This is a genomic window from Enterocloster clostridioformis, assembly GCF_020297485.1.
GTDB classification, from domain to species: Bacteria; Bacillota; Clostridia; order Lachnospirales; family Lachnospiraceae; genus Enterocloster; species Enterocloster clostridioformis.
Genome location: NZ_JAIWZC010000002.1, coordinates 176474 through 191773, shown reverse-complemented (window position 1 = coordinate 191773; position 15300 = coordinate 176474). Strand labels below are relative to the sequence as shown.

Genomic DNA, 15300 nt, shown 5'->3' with positions numbered 1-15300 from the left:
GAATGATAAAAAATGGAAATCTGGCAGCGGCCATTATAAAACCAGACTATGTATTGACGCCGGAGGGCCTGAAAGAGGGCTGGGGCGTCCGGATAGAAGAAGGACGGATTGCCTGTGTGGGGCCCTGGGATTCCCTGGGCGGCGGAAGCAATGAGGAGGCGCAGGCAGTCTGCCTTCCGGGACAGATGCTTCTTCCGGGCTTTGTCAATGGACACAACCATATGTACGGCGTCCTTTCCCACGGCATCACGGCAGAGGCAATGGTAACGGATTTTTCCGATTATCTGAAGGATTTCTGGTGGCCCTGCGTGGAGGACAGAGTGGACCATGACCTGGCGCGCATTACCGCCAGGTGGGCCTGCGTGGAGATGATTGACTCCGGGGTTACATCCTTTGTGGATATCCTGGAAGGACCTAATTCCATTCCCGGCGCTCTTGAAGTAGAAAAAGAGGAAGTAGAAAAGGCCGGCCTGAGGGGCTTCCTGTCCTTTGAGGCCTGCGAGAGAAAGAGCAGGGAAAACGGCCGGCTGGGTCTGAAGGAAAACTTCGATTTTGCAAAGGCCTGCAATGAGGAAAAGGGCCTGGTGAAAGGCGTCATGAGCATCCACACCCTGTTTACCTGCGGCGAGGATTTCATACGTGAGGCAAAGCACATGGCGGATGAAGCCGGATGCCTGCTTCACATGCATATGAGTGAAAGCGACCTTGAACCGGCATGGGCCAGGGAACATCTGGGAACCACGCCGGCGGAGGCATATGACGGCATGGGATGCCTGGACGGAAACGTCCTGGCTTCCCAGCTGGTACAGATCACTGATAAGGAAATAGCCATTCTGGCAGAAAAAGGCGTAAAGGGTATCTCCATGCCGCTGTCCAACTGCGAGGTGGGCGGCGGAATAGCTCCCATAGAGAAAATGCTGGAGGCCGGCATGACCGTCGGCCTGGGCACGGACGGCTATGTGAATAACTTCTTTGAAGTGATGCGCGGAGCTTTCCTGATTCATAAGGGCTGCCATAAGGATCCCCAGGCCATGCCTGCGGGGAAGGTGTACCGCATGGCAACGGAGCTGGGCGCAAAGGCTGTGGGCATAGAGGCGGGAGTCATAAAGGAGGGCATGCTGGCCGACCTGATTACCGTGGATGTGGCAAGGCCCACTCCTGTCAATGAATATAACGTATATGACCAATTAGTACTTTTTACCAACCCCCAGAATGTGATAAACGTAATGGTGGGAGGCGCATGGCTTAAGAGGGACGGAAAGCTGGTGACCCTTGACAAAGAGGCTGTGCGCAGGGAGATGGAAGAAAAGACAGAGAGGTTCTGGAAAGGAGATTCAGAATGCCGTTAACAAAAGTAGGCGAAAAACATTTTTCTGTGATAAACCACTGCGTACCCCGTATTGATGGGGTGGATAAGGTAACGGGAAGGGCGCGCTACGCAGCGGACATATATATGGAAGGAATGCTATACGCTGGCGTTTTAAGAAGCCCCTATTCCAGTGCCAGGGTAGTGTCCGTTGATGCCGCGAAAGGAAAAGGGATTCCGGGCGTGGAGGCTGTTGTTACCTGTTTTGACATGCCCCGCACCAGAAGCTGGGCAGGATATATGTATCTGACGGATACCATCCGTTATTCCGGAGACTGTGTGGCCATGGTTGCGGCCCAGTCAAAGGAGCTGGCAGACGAGGCTCTGGAGGCGATTCATGTTGAGTATGAGGAGCTTCCTGGCGTGTATACCATTGAGGAAGCCTTGAGCGAGGGCGCCTTTGCGGTCCATGAAAAATATCCCGACAATATTTTCAAGGAATCCATGTTCCATATCCGAAAAGGAGATCCGGAGGCAGCATTTGAAAAGGCTGATATTGTTCTGGAAAGGGAATACAGAACCCAGTACATCGAGCACTCCTATATTGAGCCGGAGGCATGTATCTGCTATCTGAACCCCAACGACGGTGCCATGACCGTACATTCCGCTTCCCAGAATCCCTTCTTTACAAGAAGGTATGTGGCGGATGTGCTGGGAGTGCCCATGAACCAGGTCCGCATGGTGCAGGAGACCCTGGGCGGCACCTTCGGAGGCAAGGAGGAGGGCGCCGGACTGGTGGCAGGAAGATGCGCCTACCTGTGCAATCTGACGAAAAAACCGGTGAAATTCGTGTTTAACAGGGAGGACTCCTTCCTGGAATCCGCTAAGCGCCATCCCTTCCGCCTCCGCTACAAGGCCGGACTCACAAAGGACGGACGGATCGTGGCCTGGCAGGGCGAGCAGGTGGATAACTGCGGAGCCTACAACAACCAGACCCAGTTCATGAACTGGAGGGCCAATGTCCACTCAGCAGGCCCTTATGAGATTGATAATATAAAGACGGATACATACGGTGTGTTCACAAACAATGTGCACTCCGGCGCCATGAGAGGCTACTCATCACCGCAGCTGATTTGGGCGCAGGAGCAGTTCATCGAGGAGCTGGCCATGGCCTGCGGCATGGATGAACTGGAATTCCGGCGCAAGAATCTGCTCCACGACGGGGCTCTGACAGCCACCGGCGTTCCCGTGGAGCACTGCGTGATCCAGGAAATCATGGACGCCACCGCAGAGCAGACCGGCTACAAGGAGAAACACGCAGCCTACTTAAAACAGCCCGAGGGAAGCCGCAAGCGCAGGGGCATCGGCCTGGCCGTCTGCCACAGGGGTTCCGGACTGGGAGCTGAATCACCGGACGCGTCAGGATGTATGATGATCTGCAACGAGGACGGTTCCGTGATGATTAATTCCGGTCTGGTAGAGAACGGCCAGGGCTTAAAGACAGCCTATGCCCAGATTGCGGCGGAAGCCCTGGGTGTGAGCTATGAGGCGGTCCGCTTCTTCGGCACCGACACCCATTCCATACCGGACTGCGGCATGACAGTGGCCTCCAGAGGAACGGTCATGGGAGCGCAGTCCGTCAGGAAGACAGGAGAGAAGTTAAAAGGGGTCATGATCCAGAATGCCCTGGAGCTTCACAGCCTTCCCCTGGAGGAAATCGAGAAGGCATACGGCCTTAAGAAGGGAACCCTGGATTACGGTAAGCTGACAGCGGACCAGGTGGAGCTTTTAGACAGCCAGTTCTATTTAAAGAAATACCCGGATGTGAAGGTTCCCTTCTCCGGCGTCTGCAATGCCTGCCTCTGGACCGGTAAGCAGATGGCTGCCTTTGAGTGGTTTAAGCCCCAGGATTTGATTCAGGACCACGAGACAGGACAGGGAAAAGCATTCCCCACCTTTGCATACGGCTGCATCGTGGCTGAGGTGGAAGTGGATATGAAGACCGGCTACGTGGATGTGCTGGAGGTAACAGCCAGCCACGACGTGGGAACCGCCATCAATCCGGCTCTTGTAAAGGGTCAGATTTACGGAGGCATTGTAATGGGCCAGGGCTTTGCGGTGACAGAGGACGTGGTAACCGGTAAGCGTGGACAGAAGACGAAGAATTTTGACAGCTACATCCTTCCCACCTCCATGGACGCCCCGAAAATGAACATCAATATATATGAAAACCAGGACCCGGCAGGAACCTATGGAGCCAAATCCATCGGGGAACCAGCCACCGAGGGCGTGGGGGCAGCCATTGCCAATGCCATCTTTAACGCCACCGGCCGACGGGTCTATGAGAATCCTGCAGACCTAGAGACAGTATTGCTGGGACATAAATTACAGTAGAAGGGAGATTCGGCAAATGATTCAGTATAAGTATCACAGGGCCGTTTCCCTGGACGACGCAGTGAAGGTGCTTAAGGAATACGGCGGCAAGGCCCGTATCGTCGCCGGGGGGACGGATATCTTAGTCCAGATTCACGAAAAGGATAAGCGGTGGAAGGACCTCCGGTGTCTGCTTGACATCACCTATTTAGACAGGGAGCTGCGCTATATCTGCGAGGACGAGGCGCATGTATACATCGGCCCTCTGTCCACCCACACGGATCTGGAGCAGTCGGAAATCATTGCAAAGCACATCCCCTTCCTGGGATGGGCCAGCGCCACCGTGGGTTCCCCGCAGATACGAAACCGCGGAACACTGGGCGGAAGCATCGGCAACGCGTTTCCGGCCTCCGACCCACTGCCTGCCCTGATTGCGGCGGACGCCCTTATCAAGGTGTACGGCCAGGACGGCGAGCGGGTATGCCTGCTCAAGGATTTTTATGAGGGAAAGGGAAGCCTCAAGCTTGAACCGGGAGAATTCATCCGTGAATTCGTGGTAAAGAAGCTGCCGGAGGGAACCGGAATGGGATTTTCCAAGCTGGGCAGAAGAAAGGCTCTGGCCATATCCAGGCTTAACTGCGCCGCAGCCCTTACCATGGACTCTGAGGGAACCGTCACAGAGGCCAGAATCGCTCCGGGATGTATCTTCGTACAGCCTGACAGAGTGGAGAAGGCAGAGCTGGTCCTTATAGGGCAGAAGCCGTCTGAGGAGCTGTTTGCCAAAGCGGGAAAGACCGTTTCAGAGGTCATGATAGAGCGCATCGGCATCCGCTGGTCTACCCAGTATAAGGAGCCTGCGGTCCAGGAAATCGTACTTCGGGCCCTGTGTCAGGCAGCGGGAATGGAGGTATAGCAGTGGAGAAGATGAAAATAAGTTTTACATTAAACGGAAAGCCATGCCAGGTGGAGGTAAAACCCCACCAGAGGCTTTTGGATATGCTGAGGGACGAACTGCGCCTGACCGGTACCAAGGAAGGCTGCGGAATCGGTGAGTGCGGCGCCTGTACCGTGATTTTGGACGGCAGGGCAGTCACATCCTGTCTGGTACCGGCTCCCTCTGTGGACGGCCGGAACGTGGTCACCATTGAGGGAGTGGGCTGCAACGGGAAGCTGGATCCGGTCCAGGAGGCGGTTCTTGAGAACCACGCTCTCCAGTGCGGATTCTGCACACCGGGATTCATCATGAGCGCAAAGGCTCTCTTAGACGAGAATCCGGATGCCACAAGGGAGGAAATCCGCCGTGCCATATCCGGAAACCTGTGCCGCTGTACAGGGTATGAGCAGCTGACCGACGCCATCTACCAGGCGGCAGGAGAGCTTAAAAAGCTCCGCATGGAGAAGCTGTAACCCCCAATAAGGGACAGAATGGGTCTGACGTTTGCCCGCAATATAAAATCAAGGAGATATTGGAACATGAGCTGTGAAATCAAATGGGCTTTAAACAAGATGCCCAAGACGGAAGACAAAAATCTCTCCATCATGTCTGTGGTGGAGGTAAAGAAAGCAAGGGCTTTCCATGAAAGCATTCCCCAGTACCAGGTGACCCCTCTGGCAGACCTTAAGAACATGGCGGAGTATCTGGGCCTGGCAAAGGCCTGTGTGAAGGACGAGAGCTACCGGTTTGGATTAAACGCATTCAAAGTATTGGGCGGCTCCTATGCCATTGCCAGATACATTGCAAAAGAGACAAAGCGTGACATCAGCCAGATGCCTTACAGCGTGCTCACCTCCAGGGAGCTTCGCGACGAGTTCGGCCAGGCCACGTTCTTCTCTGCAACCGACGGCAACCACGGCAGAGGCGTTGCCTGGGCTGCCAACCGCCTGGGTCAGAAATGTGTTATCCGCATGCCTGTGGGCTCCACTGAGAACAGGCGCCGCCATATCGAGGACGAGGGCGCGGAGTGTACCATTGAGAAGGTGAACTATGACGACTGTGTCAGGATGGTAGCCGAGGAGGCCAAACACGCGGAGCGCGGCGTGGTCATTCAGGATACCGCGTGGGAAGGCTACGATGAGATTCCGTCCTGGATTATGCAGGGCTACTCCACCATGGCGGACGAGGCAGTGGAGCAGTTTGAGGAGCGCCCCACCCATGTGTTTGTCCAGGCCGGCGTGGGAAGCCTGGCAGGAGGCGTGGTGGGATACTTTGCCAACAAGTATAAGAAGAATCCTCCGGTGATGGTAGTGGTGGAAGCAGAGCCGGCCGCCTGCCTTTACAGGGGAGCCGAGGCAGCAGACGGGGAGATCCGCATTGTGGACGGCGAGATGCCTACCATCATGGCTGGCCTGTGCTGCGGCGAACCCAATATCACTTCCTGGGATATCTTAAAGAACCATGTAACCGCGTTCCTGGCAGTGAACGACGATGTGGCCAGAAGAGGCATGCGCATGCTGGCAGCTCCGTTTAAGGGAGACCCCCAGGTCGTTTCCGGCGAGTCCGGCGCAGCCACATTCGGCGCCCTGGCCACCATCATGAAGGATGAATCCTACCGCGAGCTGCGTTTGGAGCTTGGGCTGAACCAGGATTCCAAGGTACTTATGTTCTCCACCGAGGGAGACACGGATCCGGACCGCTATAAGACCATTGTATGGGAAGGCGGACTGAAGTAAACAAATGCTGGAGGTAAAATATGTTAGATAAATCAAAATTAACCGGAGCGGATATCTCCGCAGACTTCTGCGGATGCCATCTGCAGAGCCCCTATATTCTCTCATCAGGCCCCTTATGCTACGGGGCGGAGGGAATGATTAAGGGCCATGAGGCCGGCGCGGGAGCTGTGGTGACAAAGACCATCCGCCTGGGAGCAGCCATCAACCCGGTACACCACATGGGAACCGTGAACCAGGATTCCCTGATCAACTGCGAGAAGTGGGCTGATTCCGACCGCCTGAACTGGTATGAGAACGAGATACCGAAAACCGTCGCGGCAGGAGCCGTTGTCATTGGTTCCGTGGGCCATACCTTAAAGGAGGCCCAGGCCATTGTAAAGAATGTGGAACGTGCCGGAGCCCATATGATTGAGCTGGTATCCTATACAGAGGACACCCTGATTCCCATGCTGGACTACACCAAGGAGCATGTGGACATTCCCGTTATCTGCAAGCTGTCCGGCAACTGGCCCGACACAGTGGGAACAGCCAGGAAATGTCTGGAGCACGGCGCCAACGGAATCTGCGCCATTGATTCCATCGGCCCCACGCTGAAGATTGACATTGAGAAGGCCGCGCCTGAGATGTTGAGCGGAGACGGCTTTGGCTGGATGACAGGCGCTGCCATGAGACCCATTGCCATGCGCTACAATTACCAGATAGCCAAAGAAAATCCCCAGCTTATGAACCTGTACGCATCCGGCGGAGTCATGAAGGCGGATGACGCCATCGAGTACATGATGGCGGGAGCCATGGGCGTGGGCGTCTGCACGGCCGGTATCCTTAAGGGCGTGGAGTATGTGGAGAAGATGTGCTATGACCTGTCAAAGCGCCTGGCAGAGCTGGGATACAGCTCCATCCGGGAGGTAAACAGGGCAGCTCATCCAAACTTCCCCAGTGAAGAGCATATTTCCGGCCTGAAGTTCCATTTCACAGCATTTAAGGAAGACGGCACCACAAAGAAATGCGTGGGCTGCAAAAAGTGCGAGACAGTCTGCTGCTATGACGCCAGAAAGCTCACCTTCCCGGAAATGACGGTGGATATGGATAAATGCAGGTGCTGCGGACTCTGTCTGGACGTATGTCCTACAGGCGCCCTCACGGCAGAGCTGGCTCCCCAGACAGAAAAGGACCTTGCCCTGGCTCAGAAGTCAAAGGACTTTTACGAATTGGTTAAGTAGAAAGGAAGAAAAAGAAATGTCAATGTTAAACGAGAAAAGGGCGGAGGAACTCCTGGCCCTCACAACCAAGATGATTCAGGCTCCCAGCTACAGCGGACAGGAGAACCTGGTAGTGGACGTCATGAAGAAATTCTGCGACGAGCACAAATTTACAGATATCCACGTGGACAGATACGGCAACTGCATCTGCCACATAAAGGGCTCCAAACCAGGGCCAAAGATTCTCTTTGACGGCCATATGGATACGGTACCCGTACCGGATAAGACAAAATGGGAGCATGACCCATTTGGCGCCGAGATAGTGGACGGCAGGATGTACGGGCGGGGAACCTCCGATATGAAGGGCGCCCTGTCCGCCATGCTGGCTGCAGCCCTGTACTATGCGGAGGATGCGAATTACGGCTTCCCGGGCGATATCTACGTGGCGGGCGTTGTCCATGAGGAGTGCTTCGAGGGCGTGGCTGCAAGGGAAATCAGCGCTTATGTGAAGCCGGATTATGTTATCATCGGCGAGGCGTCCCAGCTGAATATGAAGATTGGCCAGAGAGGCCGCGCGGAGATCGTGGTTGAAACCTTCGGCGTTCCCGCCCATTCCGCCAGCCCTCATAAGGGTGTAAACGCAGTCTACAAGATGTGCAAAGTAATTGAGGAAATCAACAAGCTGACACCTCCTCACCACGATGTGCTGGGCGACGGCATTCTGGAGCTGGTGGATGTGAAATCCTCCCCATATCCGGGCGCATCCGTTGTGCCGGATTACTGCCGCGCAACCTATGACAGACGTCTGCTCACCGGTGAGACAAAGGAGAGCGTTCTGGCTCCCTTACAGGAGCTTTTTGACCGCATGATAAAGGAAGACCCGCAGTTAAAGGCAAAGGTTTCCTACGCAGTGGGACAGGAGAAGTGCTGGACCGGCGAGACCATCGAGGCGGAGCGTTTCTTCCCGGGATGGCTCTTTGACAAGAACGAGGACTGGGTACAGAACATTTATAAGGAAATGAAGGAAATCGGCCTGAACCCAACCATCACCAACTATGATTTCTGCACCAATGCCAGCCACTATGCAGGCGAGGCGGGAATCCGCTGCGTAGGCGTAGGCCCGTCCTTAGAGACACTGGCCCACACCATCAACGAATACATTGAGATAGACCAGTTAAACAAGGTCATGGAATCCTATTACGGAGTCATGAAGGCACTGTTAAAATAACAGCTGGAAAAGGATAGTCCCCTGGCAGACAGGGCTTAAGCGTGTACGGTTCACACCCGCACGCTTTGCCCTGTTTGCCGGGGTATATCTGGTTACGCAGAGAGCAAAGCGAGGAGGAATCTGATGATGGCAGTGAAGAAGTGGGCTATGGTAATCATGAACGCGGGCTATGACCCGGAAAAGGACATGGCGCGTCTGGACCTGGAGCAGGTTGAGACACATATCCTCACGGTGAGGAATCCCGATGAGGCAGTGGCGCTGGCAAAACGTCTGGGGGAGGAAGGCTTTGGGGCCATCGAGGTCTGCGGGGCATTCGGAGAGGAACTGGCAAAGAAAATGTATGAGGCCGCCGGATGCAAGGTTCCTGTGGGCTATGTGACCACCCCTCAGGACCAGTTTGAGAAGGCGCTGGCATTCTGGAGCTGACCGTAGGGCTTAGTGCTCCATCCAGCCGGCAGAGGTCAATATAGCCTGTATAGGCAAAACCAGTTAGAAAGCCAGTGAGAAAGTCGGTGAGAAAGGAATATATACTATGAGGCTGTTTGATTTACACTGTGACACCATAGAAGAATTAAAAAAACGGGGAGAAGATTATCTTAACTGCACCACCCAGTTCTCCCTGAGAGACAGGGACAAATTACAGAAGGCTGTCCAGGTTATGGCTGTTTTCGTGCCTGATGATATCCGCGGGCCGGAGGCGGTGCAGTTCGTACTGGATTACCACCAGTACATGGACGACCAGGTGAGAAAGACCGGGGGCCAGGCTGAACTGGTGGAGAAGATCACGGACTTAGACCGGATACTGGATGAGGGAAAATGGGCCTTTATCCGATCTATTGAAAGCGGAGCCGCGCTAAACGGAGACTTAGACAACATAAACCGTTTTGCGGATTTGAATTTCAAGATGCTGGGACTGGTGTGGAACGGGGCCAATGAGCTGGGTTCAGGGCCGAACAACGATACCGGACTCACTGCCTTTGGAAAGGAAGCGGTAAAGCGCATGGAGCAGGTGGGCATGATTGTGGACTGCTCCCATCTCAACGATGCAGGGTTTGAGGATTTGTTAAACATAGCAGAGCGTCCCTTTGTGGCATCCCATTCCAATGTCAGGGCCTGCTGCAGCCATCCCAGGAACCTTACGGACGCCCAGTTTAAGGAACTTGTGCGCCGGGGAGGACTGTGCGGCCTGAACCTGTTCTCCCGGTTCATAGACGACGATGACAATGGAAGCAAGGACTATCTGCTGCGCCACATCTACCACATGCTGGAGTTAGGCGGAGAGGATGTGATAGCCTGGGGCGGGGATATGGACGGCGAGATCACCTGCGACCCCGACCTGAGCACGCCTTATGGAGTGGGACGGTTTGCGAATTATCTGTTGGAACACGGCATCGGGGAAACGGCCGTGCAGAAGATTTTCTTTGACAATGCATACCGGTTCTTTAAACAACAAGTCAAATGATGTTCTGAAAGGAAATACAATATGGAAACAATTAGCCTGTATATCAACGGGGTCTGCCGGGAACTGGCAGTGGGAAAGAATTGGACGCTGTTAAAGACGCTGAGGGACGGACTCAGGCTCACGGGAGGTCAGAAAGGCCATTGACCCGAATCTGTGCCGCTGCACCGGGTATGACAATATAGTGAAGGCTATTTTACTGGCTGCCAGTCGGATGGGAGGAAACCGGAATGGAGAATGAATACACTGTAATCGGAAAACCGAGCCCCATAGGCGACGTTGCTTTAAAGGTGACGGAACAGAAGATATATGTAGGTGATATGGAACTGCCAGGAATGCTTTGCGCAAAGGTGCTCTTAAGCACGGTTTCCCAAGCCGGAATAAAGAGCATCGACACCTCCGCGGCAGAGGCTCTGCCCGGGGTGAAGGCGGTAGCCGCCTATAAGAATACACCCCAGGTGCGGTACAACAGCGCGGTCCGTTTCATCGAGCACAAGAATGCGATTACGTATCTGAGGACCGCTACACCACCCAGGCCATCCGCCATGCGTCCATCGAGCCCCATATTGCCATAGCTGACTTTAATTCCAAGGGAACGCTGACCGTATACAGCCCATGCCAGAACACCTTTGCCTTCCGCGTTATCATGTTCCGTATCTTCGGCCTGTCCTATAACAAGATACGGATGGTGGCTCCGGCCATCGGCGGCGCCTTCGGAGACAAGCTGGAGGTGACGGTGGAGCCCGCGGCGGCAGTGCTCTCCCGGATGACGGGAAAGCCTGTGAAGGCGGAGTACAACAGAAAAGAAAGCATCCTGTCCACCCGTGTGCGCCACGCTTCCGTAAACTATGTGAAAACAGGGTTCATGAAGGACGGGACCTTAAAGGCAGTGGATTTTAAAGTCTACACCAACACGGGAGCCATGAGAGGATACGGCTCGCCCCGGGTTTATTTCGGATGGCAGAGACAGATGCAGAAGATTGCCGATTTCCTTCGCATGGATATGGCGGATCTGCAGATGAAGAACATGGTGGACCCGGACAGCTGCGATTCCATTTTCCACAAGCCCCGCGGCAATCCCAGGCCAAAGGACTGCTTAAAGAGGGCGCCGGAGCTCATTGACTACGAAGCCTGCCTGAAGGAACAGGAGGCCACCCGGAATATTGATATCGTGTCCCGCCGCCAGAGCATTTGCTGCGGCGGGACATTGTTGTCCGGGCTATGCCGCGGCCCGCTGTAAGGGATTCCCATGTAAAATCTTAAATACAAGGTAGATATCTGTATGATTTGGTAGTACAATAAACGGAGTTCAGTTAACACGGCATGGGAGTTCATCCCTGCACCATTCCCCGTTGGAAAAAGGTGCTGGAGATAAAGGATTATTTTGAGGAACAGATGGGATGCACCATCTATGAAGCGCTGCCCTGCGGGGGAAAGCTCCGGCATTTATAAGGAGGCATATATGATATATACAGTTCCCCACTATTACAATCGTTTTAAATGCATTGCGTCGGAATGCCCGGACACCTGCTGCGCGGGGTGGGGCATCATGATTGACAGAGCTTCCCTTAAGAAGTACAGGGACATGGAGGGACCCTTTGGCAGCCGCCTCCATAATTCCATTCACTGGAAGGAAGGCTCCTTTAAACAGTACCATGGAAGGTGCGCGTTTTTAAATGAGGAAAATCTATGCGACCTCTACAGCGAGGCAGGGCCGGAGTACCTGTGCCGCACCTGCCGCGCATATCCCAGGCACATAGAGGAGTTTGAGGGATGCAGGGAAATAACGCTCTGTCTTAGTTGGCCGGGCTTTATGTTCCAGGTATGAGGTTATGGAGGAGGCGTTTTCCCTGTTTTCCGAAATGGAGGTTCTGGGGAAGGATTGGCCGGCGTTTGCCTCGGAAATGAGGTCGGCTCTTTACGGGCAGGGCAGGAATGTATATGAGAAGCGGCGCCGGGCTTTCCTGGAAGGTGAGATTGGAAAACGCCTGCCGGTGCTTAAGGAGCAGCTTATGGTGTATTTTGTGTTCACCTATTTCTGCGGAGCTGTTTACAACGAAAATCCCTGTGGAAAAATGAAGATGGCTGCCGCGGCCACCCTGTTGATTGAGGAGCTGGCCCAGGCCCTGTGGACAGACCGGGGCGGCCGGCTTTCCTTCATGGATTTCGTGGATGCCGCCCACCGGTTTTCCAGGGAGGTGGAACACTCGGATTCCAACAAGGCTGTACTGGAGAAAGCCATGGTCAAACGTCCCGGATTTGCACTCAGGCGTCTGCTGGCCGCGGTGAACAGTGACGTCAGAGGACAGGATGGTGAACAGCCAGAAAACAATGGACAATATGGGGAAATGGCTTTATAATTAAAATTATGTTTAGAAATATTGGAAGGAGAACAAAAAATGAGCGAATGTAACCATAATTGCGGCTCCTGCAGTGCAAACTGCGACAGCCGCAAGGTAGATAAAAGTGAGTTCCTGGAGGCACTGAATCCGGCCAGCTCCGTAAAGAGAGTAATTGGTGTTGTCAGCGGCAAGGGAGGGGTGGGCAAGTCCCTGGTCACCTCCATGCTGGCAGTGAGCATGAACCGTAGGGGCAAGAAGACAGCTGTCCTGGACGCTGACATCACAGGTCCGTCCATTCCCATGGCCTTTGGAATCGGCAATGAGGGCGTGGCAACCTCACCTGACGGCAGCCTGATGCTTCCGGCCAAGTCCATGGAAGGCGTGGAAATCATGTCCGCCAACCTGCTTCTGGATAAGGATACGGACCCTGTTATCTGGAGAGGCCCCGTGATTGCGGGAGCGGTGAAACAGTTCTGGTCTGAGACCTTATGGCAGGATGTGGATTATATGTTCGTGGATATGCCGCCAGGCACAGGCGATGTGCCTCTGACCGTATTCCAGTCCCTGCCCGTGGACGGCATCATCATCGTCACCTCGCCCCAGGAACTGGTGGGAATGATTGTGGCCAAGGCAGTGAATATGGCCAAGAAGATGGATATACCCATTGTGGGTGTGGTGGAGAACATGAGCTATCTGGAATGTCCCGACTGCGGCAAGCGCATCAGCGTATTCGGAGAAGGCCATGTAGAGGAAATCGCGGCAGAGCACGGCATCAAGGTCCTGGCTCAGATACCAATTGACCCTGCCATTGCCCAGATGGTGGATGCAGGACGCGTGGAATATCTTGAAATGCCGTGGTTTGATGAGGCTGTAAAGGCAGTGGAGGCATTATAAAAAACTGCGGCAGCAGTAAACCATAGATAATGAGGTGAACCGATGAACATTAACATCAATCCCAACAGTGAGCTTCATCAGTCCATCGTCAATGTACCGGATATGGTCCAGGTGCCGGAGATGTGGGTTGACCAGGCTCACCAGTTCCAGCAGGCTATGATGAGGTATACCTGTGCAATCAGGGAGGTTAAGACAAAGCTGGAAGTGCTGAACGACGAGCTGTCCGTCAAGAACCAGCGCAATCCCATCGAGATGATAAAGTCCCGTGTAAAGAAGCCCAAGAGCATCGTTGAAAAGCTGCAGCGCAGGGGTTTTGAGATCTCATTGGAGTCCATGGAGAAAAATCTGGATGATGTGGCCGGAATCAGGATTATCTGTTCCTTCCTGGATGATATCTATGAAGTTGCGGATATGCTGATAAGGCAGGATGATGTAAAGGTGATTGCGGTGAAGGATTATATACAGAATCCCAAGCCCAACGGATACCGGAGCTACCACATGATTATCGAGATACCGGTGTTTTTCTCTGACAGCAAGAAGCCAATCCGTGTGGAGGTACAGATACGTACCATTGCCATGGACTTTTGGGCCAGCCTGGACCATCAGCTGAAGTATAAGAAATCCTTTATTGACGATAACGGAGAAATCAGCGAGGAACTGAAGCAGTGTGCGGAAGTCATCGCCGGCACAGACATGAAGATGCTGGAGATACGCAAGAAAATCGAAGCCCAGGGCGTCACGGTGCGCAGGGACTGACAAGGGCTGTAAAACAGCCGTTTCAAACAGGCTTTAGTAGAGGTAGTAGGACAGGGTTTCCGTGATGCGGAACCCTGTTTTTCGATAGAGCCGCAGGGCAGGTTCATTGGAGCCGGAAACCTGGAGGCAGATCCGCCGGATACCCTTACGCTCCAGATGCCGGATAAGCTGCGCAAGGAAACGGCCGGCCAGCCCCCGGCGGCGCAGGGCCGGGACAGTCTCCAGGCTGTACAGATAGGCGCTGGTGCCGTTTAGGGAGAGACGGCAGGCGACGCAGGCGCCCGGCACGTTGTCCGTGCCGGAATTTGTATCTGGGGAGGTAACGCCATTCCCATCCGCGGGGGAGTTGTCCCCGGGTATTCGGGCGCAGATAAGCAATCCTTCCGGAGTTGTATGGATGTCCATGTCCAGTTCCGTGTCCGGTTCCGTGTCCGGCAGGGAGGCCTGGGAGACGGATGTTCCGCTCTCATAAGCGGTTCCGGCTGCCGGTACATCATATTCCATCATATATTCTTCATTCCAAAGCTCTGCCTCCAGTTCCCGGAGAACGGCCATGGCCGCCGGGCATTTGTTATCGGTTACAAAGCAGAGTTCCGGCTCTCCCAGGGCTTCGCTGTAGCGGCAGACCTGTTCCAGGAGCAGGGAAAAATATCCTTTTCTTCTAAAATCCGGGTGTGTGAAGGCACAGCATTCCCACATGGTTACCTCTGTTTTATACACGGCCAGAAAAGCAGCCGCAGTCGTATCCTCCTCCAGAATCCAGTATTCATCCCCGTCCCCGGGGCAGGAAAGACTCAGGCCGTCCGCGAGGCGGCACAGGGCAGTAATCCTGTGTATATCTTCCTGTTCTTTCCGGGATAATGTTGTTGTATGAGTAATGTTTGTATGAGTAATGTTTGTATGTGTGGTGTTCATATGCGTCATGTTCATGCGGGCGCGGCCTCCTGGACTCCTGCCTTTGGACTTTCCTATATTGTAGGGCAGGAAGGTCTCCATTGCAACGGTAAGATTGTATTTCTTGTGTATTTATCTGTCTTCGGGTTGATTATGGAAAAATGCAGTGGTAGAATAAA

Annotated in this window: 17 protein-coding genes and 1 pseudogene; 17 read left to right on the top strand and 1 reads right to left on the bottom strand. The window is 54.1% G+C overall.

The window, feature by feature from the left end; all coding sequences use genetic code 11:
* Positions 1-2: 2 nt before the first annotated feature.
* The 17 genes and pseudogenes from LA360_RS27980 (at position 3) to LA360_RS27905 (ending at position 14227) form a co-directional block, all read left to right on the top strand.
* A complete protein-coding gene (locus tag LA360_RS27980; RefSeq protein WP_022203406.1) occupies positions 3-1349 on the top strand; it encodes an amidohydrolase family protein in 1347 nt (448 codons plus the stop codon).
* Entirely contained in the window at positions 1340-3700 is a 2361-nt protein-coding gene (locus tag LA360_RS27975; RefSeq protein ID WP_022203407.1) for a xanthine dehydrogenase family protein molybdopterin-binding subunit, read from the top strand. Before LA360_RS27980 ends, LA360_RS27975 begins: the two co-directional genes overlap by 10 nt.
* A 16-nt stretch (positions 3701-3716) precedes the next feature.
* The gene (locus LA360_RS27970) at positions 3717-4592 is read left to right on the top strand and encodes an FAD binding domain-containing protein (protein ID WP_112482559.1); all 876 of its coding nucleotides are present in this window, start codon (positions 3717-3719) and stop codon (positions 4590-4592) included.
* Between the two features lie 2 nt (positions 4593-4594).
* Positions 4595-5086, top strand: coding sequence for a (2Fe-2S)-binding protein (locus LA360_RS27965; protein WP_022203409.1), 492 nt, complete (start codon positions 4595-4597; stop codon positions 5084-5086).
* Positions 5087-5152: 66 nt separating this feature from the next.
* Positions 5153-6349, top strand: a complete 1197-nt coding sequence (gene dpaL, locus LA360_RS27960; protein WP_022203410.1) for a diaminopropionate ammonia-lyase — start codon at positions 5153-5155, stop codon at positions 6347-6349.
* A gap of 20 nt (positions 6350-6369) precedes the next feature.
* Positions 6370-7569 (top strand): 4Fe-4S binding protein, encoded by a 1200-nt coding sequence (locus tag LA360_RS27955; protein WP_057571008.1) that lies wholly within the window; start codon positions 6370-6372, stop codon positions 7567-7569.
* 16 nt (positions 7570-7585) lie between these two features.
* The gene (locus LA360_RS27950) at positions 7586-8776 is read left to right on the top strand and encodes a YgeY family selenium metabolism-linked hydrolase (RefSeq protein ID WP_022203412.1); all 1191 of its coding nucleotides are present in this window, start codon (positions 7586-7588) and stop codon (positions 8774-8776) included.
* Positions 8777-8902: 126 nt separating this feature from the next.
* Positions 8903-9202, top strand: coding sequence for a DUF6506 family protein (locus LA360_RS27945; RefSeq protein ID WP_002584212.1), 300 nt, complete (start codon positions 8903-8905; stop codon positions 9200-9202).
* 106 nt (positions 9203-9308) lie between these two features.
* Positions 9309-10238 (top strand): dipeptidase, encoded by a 930-nt coding sequence (locus LA360_RS27940; protein WP_089776438.1) that lies wholly within the window; start codon positions 9309-9311, stop codon positions 10236-10238.
* 21 nt (positions 10239-10259) lie between these two features.
* Positions 10260-10382, top strand: coding sequence for a (2Fe-2S)-binding protein (locus LA360_RS29865; protein ID WP_022203415.1), 123 nt, complete (start codon positions 10260-10262; stop codon positions 10380-10382).
* On the top strand, positions 10378-10476 hold the full coding sequence (locus tag LA360_RS32045; protein ID WP_146774962.1) for a hypothetical protein: 99 nt from the start codon (positions 10378-10380) through the stop codon (positions 10474-10476). Before LA360_RS29865 ends, LA360_RS32045 begins: the two co-directional genes overlap by 5 nt.
* The gene (locus tag LA360_RS27930) at positions 10466-10810 is read left to right on the top strand and encodes a hypothetical protein (RefSeq protein ID WP_057571010.1); all 345 of its coding nucleotides are present in this window, start codon (positions 10466-10468) and stop codon (positions 10808-10810) included. The genes LA360_RS32045 and LA360_RS27930 overlap by 11 nt, the downstream gene beginning before the upstream one ends.
* Positions 10774-11475 carry a molybdopterin cofactor-binding domain-containing protein gene (locus LA360_RS27925; RefSeq protein WP_225537846.1) on the top strand — a complete coding sequence of 234 codons (702 nt, stop codon included), beginning with the start codon at positions 10774-10776 and terminating at the stop codon, positions 11473-11475. The genes LA360_RS27930 and LA360_RS27925 overlap by 37 nt, the downstream gene beginning before the upstream one ends.
* Positions 11476-11558: 83 nt before the next feature.
* A complete protein-coding gene (locus LA360_RS27920; protein ID WP_330411320.1) occupies positions 11559-11687 on the top strand; it encodes a hypothetical protein in 129 nt (42 codons plus the stop codon).
* A gap of 10 nt (positions 11688-11697) precedes the next feature.
* Positions 11698-12595, top strand: a pseudogene (gene fliB / locus LA360_RS31700) (flagellin lysine-N-methylase).
* A gap of 39 nt (positions 12596-12634) precedes the next feature.
* Positions 12635-13471 (top strand): Mrp/NBP35 family ATP-binding protein, encoded by an 837-nt coding sequence (locus LA360_RS27910; RefSeq protein ID WP_022201428.1) that lies wholly within the window; start codon positions 12635-12637, stop codon positions 13469-13471.
* A gap of 42 nt (positions 13472-13513) precedes the next feature.
* Positions 13514-14227: a GTP pyrophosphokinase gene (locus LA360_RS27905; RefSeq protein ID WP_002584206.1), complete on the top strand. Its 714-nt coding sequence runs from the start codon at positions 13514-13516 to the stop codon at positions 14225-14227.
* Between the two features lie 33 nt (positions 14228-14260).
* Here the strand turns inward: LA360_RS27905 and LA360_RS27900 are convergent, their stop codons facing one another.
* Positions 14261-15142: a GNAT family N-acetyltransferase gene (locus LA360_RS27900; protein WP_057571120.1), complete on the bottom strand. Its 882-nt coding sequence runs from the start codon at positions 15140-15142 to the stop codon at positions 14261-14263.
* Between the last annotated feature and the right edge of the window lie 158 nt (positions 15143-15300).

Excerpts from the sequence above, each read along its gene's own strand:
- dpaL (WP_022203410.1), top strand. The coding sequence starts at position 5,153 with ATGAGCTGTGAAATCAAATGGGCTTTAAACAAGATGCCCAAGACGGAA.
- LA360_RS27955 (WP_057571008.1), top strand. The coding sequence starts at position 6,370 with ATGTTAGATAAATCAAAATTAACCGGAGCGGATATCTCCGCAGACTTC.
- LA360_RS29865 (WP_022203415.1), top strand. The coding sequence starts at position 10,260 with ATGGAAACAATTAGCCTGTATATCAACGGGGTCTGCCGGGAACTGGCA.
- LA360_RS27940 (WP_089776438.1), top strand. The coding sequence starts at position 9,309 with ATGAGGCTGTTTGATTTACACTGTGACACCATAGAAGAATTAAAAAAA.
- LA360_RS27950 (WP_022203412.1), top strand. The coding sequence starts at position 7,586 with ATGTCAATGTTAAACGAGAAAAGGGCGGAGGAACTCCTGGCCCTCACA.
- LA360_RS27945 (WP_002584212.1), top strand. The coding sequence starts at position 8,903 with ATGGCAGTGAAGAAGTGGGCTATGGTAATCATGAACGCGGGCTATGAC.
- LA360_RS27980 (WP_022203406.1), top strand. The coding sequence starts at position 3 with ATGATAAAAAATGGAAATCTGGCAGCGGCCATTATAAAACCAGACTAT.
- LA360_RS27975 (WP_022203407.1), top strand. The coding sequence starts at position 1,340 with ATGCCGTTAACAAAAGTAGGCGAAAAACATTTTTCTGTGATAAACCAC.
- LA360_RS27930 (WP_057571010.1), top strand. The coding sequence starts at position 10,466 with ATGGAGAATGAATACACTGTAATCGGAAAACCGAGCCCCATAGGCGAC.
- LA360_RS27910 (WP_022201428.1), top strand. The coding sequence starts at position 12,635 with ATGAGCGAATGTAACCATAATTGCGGCTCCTGCAGTGCAAACTGCGAC.
- LA360_RS27970 (WP_112482559.1), top strand. The coding sequence starts at position 3,717 with ATGATTCAGTATAAGTATCACAGGGCCGTTTCCCTGGACGACGCAGTG.
- LA360_RS27920 (WP_330411320.1), top strand. The coding sequence starts at position 11,559 with ATGGGAGTTCATCCCTGCACCATTCCCCGTTGGAAAAAGGTGCTGGAG.
- LA360_RS27900 (WP_057571120.1), bottom strand. The coding sequence starts at position 15,142 with ATGAACACCACACATACAAACATTACTCATACAAACATTACTCATACA.
- LA360_RS27905 (WP_002584206.1), top strand. The coding sequence starts at position 13,514 with ATGAACATTAACATCAATCCCAACAGTGAGCTTCATCAGTCCATCGTC.